Here is a 12155-nt window from a genome sequence, read left to right as displayed (position 1 = left end):
ATGGAAAGAAAGGATCAGACACTTCTGAAAGAACTGAATGCGATCGGAAATGAGACGGTATGCGCGACATGCGAATATCCGGACCGGACGCATATCAAGGAAATTCTGAAGCTTGCCCAGGTAGTGATTCTGCCAGGGTTCTTCCATTATCAGGGCCTCAGTCAGGAAGCGGCGATTGCAAGGCTGAGAATGGATCTAAGAAAAGAGCTTCAGATCTGTTTCTGTATGGATGGCGATAAGCGGGATCCGGGAGATGTTGCAGAACAGTTTCTCGAAGGACTTCCGGAGATCAAGAAATCGCTGATTACCGATATCCAGGCAATCTATGACGGTGATCCTGCGGCCAAGTCAAAAGCTGAAGTGATTCTATGCTATCCGGGCTTCTATGCCATCTGCATCTATCGGATTGCCCATAAGCTGATCGAGCTGAAAGTGCCCTTCATTCCCCGGGTGATGACCGAGTATGCCCATGAAAAGACGGGCATCGACATCAATCCTGGTGCACGGATCGGAGATTATTTCTGCATTGACCATGGCACTGGCATCGTCATCGGCGAGACCGCAGTGCTTGGCCATCATGTAAAGCTGTATCAGGGCGTGACGATCGGAGCGAGGAGTTTTGATCTGGATGAGAATGGCCTGCCGGTGAAGTCCGGCAAGCGGCATCCGGATCTCGGCAATTATGTCATCGTCTATGCTAATGCGACGATTCTCGGCGGAGATACTGTGATCGGGGACCACAGTGTCATCGGCGGCAATGTCTGGCTGCTGGAATCTGTACCGGCGGGCAGTCATATCACTTACCGGGTGAAATAATCGGAACAGGAGTCTTCCTTCATAGGAGGCCTCCTTTTTTCCGGAAAAGCAGTTATTTTTCTTTTTCCTGCGGTTAATTTATAATATGCACGTATGCAGCAGATACTGATAGCAGATCGCAGAGTTCAATTCTGCGAAAAAATGAAACAGGTACTTGAACAGGAAGGCTACGAAGCCGCGACGGTTACCGATCGGGAGATGGCGCTTCGGGCGATTGCCCGGATGAAGTTCGATCTTCTCGTGGTCGGCGATGATCTCGCTTCGGATCCGCAGGAGATTGCGGCATTCCTGCGCAGAGTTCCGCCGACGATGGCGGTGCTGATGCTGGAAGGAGATTCGGCAAAAGGATACGAGCATGCCTTTCGGAGTGCCGGGGCAGATCAGGTCCTTGTATCTCCGTTCACGTACCGGGATTTTCTGAATGCGGCTGAGAGCCTGATGAAGGAAGAACATATGTCGGCAGTCATGCCGCCGCTTCCGAATGAACCGGAGAAAGAACAGCCTGCGGTCCTGGGGGCAGATGGAAAGCCGGTCCGCAAAGCCAGAACCGTACCGCCTGAAGTTCCTGGAAATGCAGCGAAGAAAAAAGCTCCGGCAGTTCTCGGTGCGGATGGAAAGGCAGTCAACAGCAGTCTCAGCACACCGGAATATCAGATCCCGGAAGAGACTGCAGAGGAGCCGTTCAGAGGTCAGGAAGATACGGATTCCGTGACGATTCCTACGATTGTGGCGCCGAAGACGGAAGCAGAGAAGATTCATCTGATTCCGCTTCCGGAGACTGAGAAACCGGCCGAGAAGACGCAGGTGATCCATACCGTCAGAGAAGCAGAGCAGCAGCCTCCGGTTCATGAAAGAACCGAGAAAAAGGAAGAAGCGAAGCCGAAGAAGAAAGTACGGAAGGTCGAGCAGACCCCGGAGCAGAAGAAGAAAGCGAAAAAGAAGAAGATCCGCACGCGGGTCATTCTGACGATCGTGCTGGCGATGATTCTTCTGGTAGTCGGCGGTGGGTTCTATATCCGCTATAACCTCAGAGGCGTGCCGGAACTGGATCTCTCGAAGTTCGGCAATTATTCGAAAGCTTCGACGATCTATGATTCTGAAGGCAACTACTTCATGGATTACGGGTCGAATGAGAATGTCGACTGGGTGACTGCTGATGCGATTCCGCAGACGATGAAGGATGCGATTGTCTCCATTGAAGACAAGCGTTTCTATCAGCATCATGGTGTGGATATCAAGCGTACCTTGGGGGCTATCTGGGGACAGATCACCCATACTGCAAGCTATGGCGGTTCCACGATCACGCAGCAGCTGATCAAGAATACGTTCCTGACCCAGGAAGTTACCTATAAGCGCAAGATTCAGGAAATCTATCTGGCACTGCAGCTGGAGAAACGGATGTCGAAAGAAGAGATCCTGGAGTGGTATCTCAATACCGTATACATGGGCGGTTCGAACTACGGCATCAAGAATGCTGCAGAAGATTATTTCGGCAAGGATCTGGATGAGCTGACACTGCGGGAGTATGCATGTCTGGCCGGCATCGTGCAGAGCCCGAACAACTACAACCCTCGCACTGGCGATATGGATCTCTGCAATGCCCGCACGGATACCGTGCTGTATGCGATGCTGGACAACGGCAAGATCACGCAGGAGCAGTATGATGCGGCCATTGCCGATACGCTGGTCATCTCGGAAGAAGGGCGTACGACCCAGACCAGCGATACGTATTACGCAAATGCTTACTTCGTGGATTATGCCATGAAGGAAATCGCAACGAAGCTTCTGGAAGCGTCCGGCAAGGAGGTCACGGATGATTCGATTGCGGAAATGAAGCAGGATTTCCGCAATGGCGGCTATTCGTTCTATCTGACGATTGATTCGGATATTCAGAGCGAAGTGCAGACGGCTGCTTCAGAATATCAGAATTACCCGACCGCAGCGGATGGATCTGAAGCCCAGTTCTCGGCAGTGGTCATCGAGCAGTCGACTGGCGAAGTCAAAGCGATTGTCGGCGGCAGGGAGCAGGCAGACACGGCAGAAGGATACAACCGGGCAACCGATAGTACCCAGGCAGTCGGTTCCAGCATCAAGCCGCTCTCAGTCTATGCACCGGCGATTGAAACCGGCGACTACCCTGGCACCGTGGTGGATGATATGCCATATTCCATTCCGGGCTACGGAACGAATAACGGCTGGCCTTCGGGCGATTATACTGATGGACCGATCACGATGCGCAGGGCGCTGGAACTGTCTCATAACATTCCGGCAGCCCGCTTCATGCTGGAACATGTCGGCATCGACAAAGCATATGATTTCATGGTCAGTGAAGGCTTTGATGCCAATAACCTCACCAAGACAGCAGCCGGTCTGGCGCTTGGGGCAACGGATGTCACGACGCTGGAAATGGCAGGCGCGTATGCGACGCTGGCAAATGGCGGTGTCTATATCCAGCCGCATTGCTATACGAAGGTGCTCAACCGGGCAGGGGAAGAGATCCTGAATGATGGTGCGATTGAGACGCATCGGGTCTTCTCGGAATCCACCGCATGGCTGACTACCGATATGATGCAGACGAATATGACGGAAGGCTTAGGTGTCAATGCCCGTCTTTCTTCCGTGACTTCTTGCGGAAAGACCGGCACCCATGAGCACCAGGTCATCAGCTTCGGCGGATATACGCATTACTACACGAGCTTCATGCGTATTTCGACGGATAACTACACGAGCTTCACGAACAGTTCTTCCTACTATCAGGCGGCTCCGCTCTGGAAGGCGTACATGGATCCGATCCATCAGAACAAGAATCTTCCGGATGCGGCGATCCAGAATAAGACGGCAGACGAACTTGGCATCATCCAGGTCCGTGTCTGCAACCAGACGGGACTTCTGGCAGGCCAGAGCTGTGAAGACTATGGCTATGCCATCACGGAATATGCGACCCCGGACAGTGCTCCGACTGAAACCTGCGAAGGACATGAAGTCGATGCTTCCCAGTATGGCTATGTCGATCCGGAAACCGGCGCCTGGGTGGATGGCGGCTGGTGGGATGAGTCCGGAAACTTCCATCCGTTTGAATGATCTGAAGGCACGTTTCCTGCCCAAATGCAGAAAGCGTGCTTTTTTCTGCGCAGAGGGTCTTGTCTTGTGCGGGTTATGCGGACTGATCCGGATATGCTAGAGTGTCCGTGAGGGGAACTGCTGGCAGAACTCACCAGGAGTAAGACTGGCAAGATCATACGGATAAACTTCTGACTAATTGAAACTGGATTAATTCGGAATTTCTATAAAATATGAAGCAGGGAATCATCAGGATTCTTTGCCTGTTTATATTGCTAGGAGCTATGATTTTCACACGGCATATATTGGAAACAGACCCTGTATAATGCTTACTCCGACACAAGAACTTGCCACACTTCCGGCATTGAAAAAGCAAAAGCATATTTGACGACTCCTTTCAGAGGATACAGTGCTGACGATAGTTCCATTGTTTTATCTTTTGGAGATACAAACGATGAGAGAATTTAAGAAGCAGTACTCTGATATCAATTCAAGAATGCCTCTGCAATCCTGCCGGAGGCTATATCATCTGGGGGATTGACTCCCCCACTGATACAAGCTTGTTTCTCACCACCTATAGAGGTGGGAGTCATCTCCCAGCTGATATATATAGTTAAGAAAGAGAGGTGCATATGCTATGCCAGGTATACTCGTGGTTGAAGATGATGAAAATTTAAATCGTGGAATTACATTCTCACTGAAAAAATCCGGATATGAGGTTTTTTCAGCAGAATCAATGAAAAAAGCGAAAAGAATTGCAAGTGATAATAATGTGGATGTTACCATTTGTGATGTGAATCTTCCGGATGGGAATGGACTGGAATTTGTAAGGTGGATGAGATGCAATCATAATACATACATTATTTGTCTTACAGCACTAGATCAGGAGATGGATCAGGTCATGGGATATGAAGCAGGGGCAGATGATTATATTACAAAGCCGTTTAGTCTTTCGGTACTTCTTTTGAAAATAGAAGCACATTTCCGCCGCAGACAGGAGAAAACGGAAGCCGGAAAGATGATTTCGGGAGATATCGTATTTATCGCAGGAGAAATGAAAGTCCTGATAAAGAGTCGTGAAATCAGTCTGACAAAAACGGAGTTGAAAATGCTGACTTTTTTTCTTCAGAATCCGAAACAGATTCTTTCAAAAACACAAATATTGGAAAATGTGTTTGATCTGGAAGGGGATTTTGTGGATGAAAATACAATCGCTGTCAATATCAGAAGACTCCGTGAGAAAATCGAAGACAATCCGGCTGCACCTGTCTATATAAAGAATATCAGAGGTCTTGGGTATATATGGAATCAGGAGGTAAGGCAGTGACGAAGAGATATCGCAAGAAGAGTACAGTAGTGCTCTCCTTGGTATTACCTGTCATATTATTGTTTGCAATATTAAATTGCTTTACCACGTATGTGTTTTATGAAGATTATAAATATAAAATGAATCTTATGACAGACATTGCAGCAAAGGAACAATTTTCCGGGCTGGATGCTGTTTCGGAATTGCTTAAGGATAAGGATATTGAAACCAACGAACTGGGAAGGCGATTATTGGAGCAATATGGATACTGGGGAAATAAAGGAAATGTGTTTTATTCGCAATTCCGGCATCAGGTTATGGTGACTGGTGCTGTAAGCACTGTGATATGCGTGTTTCTTTTGATTATTTTATTTTATTGGAAGAAGACAGAAGATGCGTGTCATCAGAAAATTTTAGACCAGTTGGAAGAAATTCTGATCAGATTCCGTGAAAATAAATTTGATGATTTACTGGAAACGGAAAATCACGCTGAACTGGAAAAATTGAATGACCAGCTTGAAGCAATCGGACATCATATTCAGTTGCTAAAGGAAGAAGCACGGGAAGAAAAAGAGAGCACGAAAGAAATGGTTTCTGATATCTCTCACCAGTTAAAGACACCGGTTGCAGCTTTGGATACATGTTTTAGTGTGCTGATGCAGAATGACTTAAGTGCCACAGAACAGGAGGAGTTTCGTATTCGTTGTCGGAGTGCTCTGGATGTACTGGAGACATTATTGCAGTCGCTTCTTGAAATATCCAAGATGGAAACCGGACTGATTCAGATTAATAAGAAAAAACTTCCGCTTATGGATACTGTCATATCTGCTGTGAACTGCACTTATCCTAAAGCGGATGAGAAAGAAATTGAATTTGTTTTTGACTATGAAAAAGAGCTGGAAACATGCACGATTATGCAGGATAAAAGGTGGCTTGGTGAAGCGGTGATCAACGTTCTGGATAATGCGATCAAGTACAGTCCGTGTGGTTCAAAAATATTTATCCGGTTACAAAAAAGAAACAATCTTGTAAGAATGGAAATTGAGGATCAGGGAATTGGTATTCCGCAGAATGAGTATCACAAAATTTTCCAACGATTTTACAGAGGAAGTTCCAAGGAGGTCATGGAAAAGAGTGGTACAGGAATCGGACTTTTTCTATCGAGAGAAATTATCGAAAAACACGCAGGTACGATTACGGTAATCTCCGGCAAAACAAAAAAAGGAAGCACGTTTGTGATTCAATTACCATATGTTGGTTAAATTTTAAGTGAGCAGAAACCTTACAACTCTGTAAGACTTCTGCTCGTTTTTTGAAAGTGAAATGAAAGATTGCCCTGGCACAATTTGGATGCAGGATGAAAAGAGGCAGCACATGAGTGTGATATTAGAAACCAAGCATCTTTGTAAGTTTTATGGCGCAGGTGAGAATCAGGTCAAAGCGGTCAATCAGGTGGACATTCAGATTGAGCGGGGAGAATTTGCCGCAATTGTCGGAAAGTCAGGTTCCGGTAAAAGTACATTACTTCATATGCTTGGAGGGCTTGATACCCCGACAAAAGGCAGTGTTATTTTAGCAGGGAAAAATTTATACAGGATGAAGGAAGATGACCTTGCTGTTTTCCGCAGAAGAAAAATCGGATTTGTTTTTCAGGCATTTAATCTGGTTTCATCTGTTAATGTCTGGGAAAATATTGTACTGCCACTGGGGCTGGATGGAAGAAAAGTGGATGAAGCGTATGTAAATGATATTATTGCAACTCTGGGGATTGAAAACCGGATTTATAATCTGCCAAATCAGTTATCCGGAGGACAGCAGCAGAGAGCAGCAATTGCAAGAGCACTGGTGAATCGTCCGGAAATTATATTTGCAGATGAGCCGACAGGCAATCTTGATTCTAAGACCAGTGATGAGGTAATCGCTCTGCTTAAGATGACAGCAGAAAAATATGGACAGACAATTGTAATGATTACCCATGATGACGAAATTGCACAAGTCGCTGACCGTATTCTGGTGATTGAGGACGGACAGGTGGTGGATTTCAGATGAAGACAATAAGCAGGATTGCATATAGCAATGACAAAAGGAACAGGACAAGAAGTATCCTGATCATGATGGCAATCTGTCTGACCACGATGCTGCTTGTTATCATCAGTACTGTGGGAAATGGGGTAATTCGTTTACAGAAAAGTCAGGCGGCAAGCTCATACGGAAGCAACTACGGCCTGTTTATCGCCGCAGATGGTACGCAATTAAAAGAAGTGGAACGCAGAGCTGAGATATCTGATATCGGCATCATGTGTACGGAGGGCATCCTGAAAGGAAATGAAAATGGCGGCTTTGTCAGTGCGGATGAAACGGTCAGGAAAATGCTTCCCTATAATCAGGAATATTTGTTGAAGGAAGGTACCTATCCGGAAAAGTCGCAGGAAATTGCCGCAGGACGCGCTTTCTTTGATGCAGAGGGATACCATGATGTAAGGGTCGGAGACACCGTAACATTGGAGTACCGTTCCGGCATGCAGTCGGAATACGCACCGGTGGAATTTACTGTCAGCGGGATTTTATATGACCGGGATGAATATACCATCGAGGCTTGCTATGTTGTATTCGGTTCGCAGGATTTTTATAATGAGCGTATTGCTGTTAGGGTCGGGCGATAAGGGCCAGAAAGCGTCGGGAAAAATGGGCCATTAAACGTCGGCTGAGAAAGGCCATAATTTGTCGGAAGAAAAGGGCCACTGCGTGTAACTAAGCATGGTTCCTTCTATACTAGACATGCTCAATGTACTAGCGAAAGGAGGAACATGAACCAGAAACAGCGCAGTGACCTTGAGGCCACTATATCACAAGCCCTGGAAGAGATGAAAGAAGAACAGGGTTCGTCTTTCAGCATTGATAAAGTTAATCTGGCTGAGCTTGGCAGAAGAACGGGGATATCCCGGAAGAGGCTTCGCAAGATCCAGAAGGATGGCTTTGTCATTAAGGATCATGCATTAAAGGGAACACATCATGGCAGCACGGTGCTGACCGGCTATACTGCCCTTATTGATGATATGCTCCGAAAGAATAACAGGAATTCCAACAATATCATGGATATTCTTGTAGCTCATGGCTATTCCGGCGGGCTGACACAGGTAAAAGAATACGTTGAACAGCATCTTTACCTGATGCCGGCCAAGCGGGAGATTGTCTCCCCGCAGGGAAACCGGGGAAGACGTTACCATTCAGGTCCAGGTGAAAACTATCAGATGGACTGGGGCTTTGTAAATGTCGATATTGAAAACGGAAAACAGTACAGAGCCGCGTGTTTTGTGATGATATGCCATCATTGCGGAGAGCGCTATGTCGAATTCTTCCCCAACGCCAAGCAGGAGAATCTGTTCATAGGCATGATCCATGCGTTCCAGAGAATGGGAGTTCCGAAGTACATTCTCACTGATAACATGAAAAGCGTAGTTACAGGCCGAGATTCGGAAGGAAAGCCGATATGGAACAAAGACTATGAAGCGTTCATGAGGGCAATCGGCTTTCAGACCAAGCTGTGCAAGCCACGCCACCCCTTCACTAAGGGTTATGTAAAGAGTTTATTTATGTAAAGGAATCGGCAAAACTCTGCTGTTTTGCAGGGCTTGGATACTCGATTTCTTTACATAAATGCCTACTCATGATAGAGCCACCTTAAGGAGGTGGTTTTATTATGATTACCACAATAAAAGATCTGGTTGATATTTGTACCAGCGAACTTCAAATTCGCGAGTACCGCGAAGAATATGCCGCAAATATCTGCTCTCACTGGGATTCATTGATACAATGGATGGACCAAAATCATTACTCAGAATTTACTGAGGATATCGGTTTGCTATACTGTGATGAAACTGTAGGAACACACTTGACCGGTAAAGAACTTCCAGGCAAATCAAAACTGGCGCTCCGAGCAATTTATATGCTTATCTCTTACCAGAAAGATGGTGAATTTTCCTTTCGCTCACCTAGTGTTGAAAAGCGCTTTGAAGGAGTGCACGGAGAATTAATGGAAAGCTATATTCACTATATGGGAAATAGCCTTCATCTTTCATACAAAACGATAGACAATAAAAAACTCTATCTACATATGTTCTGTGTGTATTTGAATGTTTTCAGGATTGACTTAAAAGATATTAACCTCAATACGATTACTGAATTTTATGATTACCATCACTTCAGTGAATCAGGAAAGCATAACTGTATTCATACTCTGCGAGGATATTTCCATTTTCTCTACGAATTTGAGAAAACAGAGTTTGATTATGCTGTATACGTTTTATCCGATAACTACAAACGCCATAAGATTCTTCCTACCACCTATACTGCAGAAGAAATCAAAAGAATAATTGAATCTGTTGAGCGCACATCGGCGATCGGAAAAAGAGATTATCTCGTTCTTCTGCTCGCAGCAGAATATGGATTTAGAGCCGGAGATATCATCAAATTGCGTTTCGAAAATATTGATTGGGATAAAAATGTTATTTCTATCATTCAGGACAAGACAGGTGTTCCAGTAAATTATCCGTTAATCGCTTCTGTCGGGAATGCAATTATAGACTACGTCAAAAACGGGCGGCCAGAAACCAGTGAAGCTGTAATTATTGTCTCTCACCAGCATTCTGACAAAGGCACTTCTCTCTCCAGTCCTACAGTTCATTCGATTGTTTCAAAATATATGAGGAAAGCGGGAATAAAAGATTGGCAGAACAAAAAACATGGACCGCACTCACTTCGCCATAGTGTTGCGACGAATATGCTGGGACAAAATGTCTCATTGCCAATCATAAGTGCTGTTCTTGGACATCAGAATACTGAATCAACAAAAGTCTATATCAGTCTGGATGAACAAAAGCTAAAAAAATGTGCATTATCAATTCCACCTGTAACATCCCATTATTATAGAGGCGCGTTATGAGGAGACCTGAGTATACATCAGTTTTTAAAGATGAAATTAATGAGTACATCGATTTCAAAATAGAAAATGGATATGAAGAACTCTCTTTCAAAACCAATCTCAGGAATTTCGACAGGTTCTGCGTTGAAAACAGTTTGAACAAAAAGTCCTTTGATGAAGAACTTGCGGATAAATGGTTAAAAAGAAAGCCTGATGAAAAACCAACCACACATTATTCAAGGATTAATTGTGTTAAGAATTTCCTTATCTTCCTCAGACTTAAGGGATTACCAGTATATGTTACACGCGATATCAGATTCCATCCCACTGAGTTTAAACCACATATTTATACGCCCGGTGAAACGGAAAGATATTTCTGGGAGGTTGACCATTACCAATGCCTGTGCAGTCGCAGGACTGAGATCGAACTGCCGGTTATATTCAGAATTCTTTATTCATGCGGTACACGTCTTAATGAAACGCTCGGAATTCGAAAGTGTGATGTGGATCTAAATAAAGGAACACTGCTTCTCAATGAAACAAAGAATAAGAATCAACGGATGATTGTTATAAGTGATGATCTGAATAATCTTTTAAAACAATATGCCGACAAGTGTTTCTATATGTACTCAGAGAATGATTATATTTTCGTAAATGCCGCAGGAAGAAGAATGCGAGGAGATACTCTTGATACAATCCACCGCGAAATACTGAGTAGAGCAGGAATTCCTTATATAGGAGGAAACTATGGTCCCCGCATCCATGATTGGAGATCTACATTTGCGGTGAATTCTTTCCGTCAAATGGGAGATGCGGGCATGGATATGTACGTATGCCTTCCAATCCTCTCTGCTTATATGGGGCATAAAACAATATACGCAACTGAGCAGTATCTTCAGTTAACCCTTGACCATTTTCCCTATCTCGAAGAAAAGATGAAAAACAAAATGAATCGCATTTTCGATGGAAGGATCATTTATGAAGACAACTGATTTTGGCTTTTACATGCAAAAATACTTTCTTTCCTATTTGCCAAATCATTGCGGTTCAACAGCACAAACTGTCGATACTTATCGATATGCATTCATATCGTTCTTGAAATTTATGAAAGAAGAAAATGATCTGGAAGCAGATGAAATCAAAGTGGCAGATCTTAAGAGAGAAACAGTAGAAAAATGGTATGAATGGATTGAAAAGATAAACGGAAATTCTGTGTCCACAAGAAATCAGCGGCAGGCAGCCATGAATGGGTTTGTACATTTTCTGGAATATGAGCTCCCTGAATATCTGAACGAATATCAGAGAATTCTTTCCATACGATCAAAGAAAGCACCGCAACCGGTAATTTCCTATGTAAAAGAAGATGGTATGAAGGCAATTCTGGATGAAGTAGATCTGAATAAGCCAAATGGGCTCAGAGATTTTGTAATACTGTCGGTCATGTACTCCTCAGGAATACGTGTCAGTGAAGTAATCGGAATAAAAGTAAAAGATGTATCCTTTTCAGAACCGGCCGCAATTCTGGTACATGGAAAAGGGCAGAAAAGCAGATATATACCAATCTTTAAGGATGTGAGACCGTATCTCGAACATTACATATCCATCATGAATTATGATCAGCCAATAAAAGAAAATGATTATCTGTTTCAAAATCATATGAAGCATAAAATGACACGGCAAGGCATTGATTATATTGTTAAGAAATATTCAAAAAGAGCCAGAGACCATAACCCAGGAATAGGAATACCGGAGGACTTTAGTTGTCATAAGATCAGACATTCAACGGCTATGGGTATGGTAGATGAGGGAATCGATTTAATTTATATACGTGATCTCCTCGGGCACGTAAGTGTAAAAACAACAGAAGTATATGCAAAGACAAATTCCAAGAAAAAACGAGAAGTCATTGAAGCTGCAGCTTCACATATTACTCCCACTGAAGAGCCTGAATGGGAGAATAATGTGTCTTTGAAGGAATGGCTGAAGACCTTTAACAAGAGCAGATAATTTATGCAAAGAAATCGAGTATCCAAGCCCTGCAAAACAGCAGGG

General features: G+C 44.4%; 10 protein-coding genes. All 10 read left to right on the top strand.

The genetic code is table 11. The annotated features are described in order from the left end of the window. The 10 genes from C7E00_RS11390 (at position 1) to C7E00_RS11340 (ending at position 12110) form a co-directional block, all read left to right on the top strand. On the top strand, positions 1 to 816 hold the full coding sequence (locus tag C7E00_RS11390; protein ID WP_105304381.1) for a serine O-acetyltransferase: 816 nt from the start codon (positions 1 to 3) through the stop codon (positions 814 to 816). Positions 817 to 909: 93 nt separating this feature from the next. Then, positions 910 to 3897: a transglycosylase domain-containing protein gene (locus C7E00_RS11385; RefSeq protein WP_105304380.1), complete on the top strand. Its 2988-nt coding sequence runs from the start codon at positions 910 to 912 to the stop codon at positions 3895 to 3897. Positions 3898 to 4513: 616 nt separating this feature from the next. Then, on the top strand, positions 4514 to 5203 hold the full coding sequence (locus tag C7E00_RS11375; protein ID WP_105304379.1) for a response regulator transcription factor: 690 nt from the start codon (positions 4514 to 4516) through the stop codon (positions 5201 to 5203). Continuing rightward, positions 5200 to 6444 (top strand): sensor histidine kinase, encoded by a 1245-nt coding sequence (locus C7E00_RS11370; RefSeq protein ID WP_204378616.1) that lies wholly within the window; start codon positions 5200 to 5202, stop codon positions 6442 to 6444. Before C7E00_RS11375 ends, C7E00_RS11370 begins: the two co-directional genes overlap by 4 nt. 112 nt (positions 6445 to 6556) lie before the next feature. Next, entirely contained in the window at positions 6557 to 7231 is a 675-nt protein-coding gene (locus C7E00_RS11365) for an ABC transporter ATP-binding protein (RefSeq protein ID WP_105304377.1), read from the top strand. Positions 7232 to 7293: 62 nt separating this feature from the next. Further along, entirely contained in the window at positions 7294 to 7845 is a 552-nt protein-coding gene (locus C7E00_RS11360; protein WP_204378615.1) for a hypothetical protein, read from the top strand. A gap of 144 nt (positions 7846 to 7989) precedes the next feature. Further along, positions 7990 to 8781 (top strand): DDE-type integrase/transposase/recombinase, encoded by a 792-nt coding sequence (locus tag C7E00_RS11355; RefSeq protein WP_105304376.1) that lies wholly within the window; start codon positions 7990 to 7992, stop codon positions 8779 to 8781. Between the two features lie 101 nt (positions 8782 to 8882). Next, positions 8883 to 10124: a site-specific integrase gene (locus tag C7E00_RS11350; RefSeq protein ID WP_105304375.1), complete on the top strand. Its 1242-nt coding sequence runs from the start codon at positions 8883 to 8885 to the stop codon at positions 10122 to 10124. Beyond that, entirely contained in the window at positions 10121 to 11095 is a 975-nt protein-coding gene (locus C7E00_RS11345) for a tyrosine-type recombinase/integrase (RefSeq protein ID WP_105304374.1), read from the top strand. The genes C7E00_RS11350 and C7E00_RS11345 overlap by 4 nt, the downstream gene beginning before the upstream one ends. Continuing rightward, complete coding sequence (locus C7E00_RS11340; RefSeq protein ID WP_105304373.1) at positions 11082 to 12110, top strand: tyrosine-type recombinase/integrase; 1029 nt, start codon at positions 11082 to 11084, stop codon at positions 12108 to 12110. Before C7E00_RS11345 ends, C7E00_RS11340 begins: the two co-directional genes overlap by 14 nt. The last annotated feature ends 45 nt before the right edge of the window (positions 12111 to 12155 follow it).

The sequence above is a fragment of the Anaerolactibacter massiliensis genome (genome assembly GCF_900290205.1).
Lineage (GTDB): Bacteria > Bacillota_I > Bacilli_A > Erysipelotrichales > Erysipelotrichaceae > Bulleidia > Bulleidia intestinalis.
Note: the sequence above shows the minus strand (reverse complement) of the source record. Positions and strands in the feature narration are given on the sequence as shown.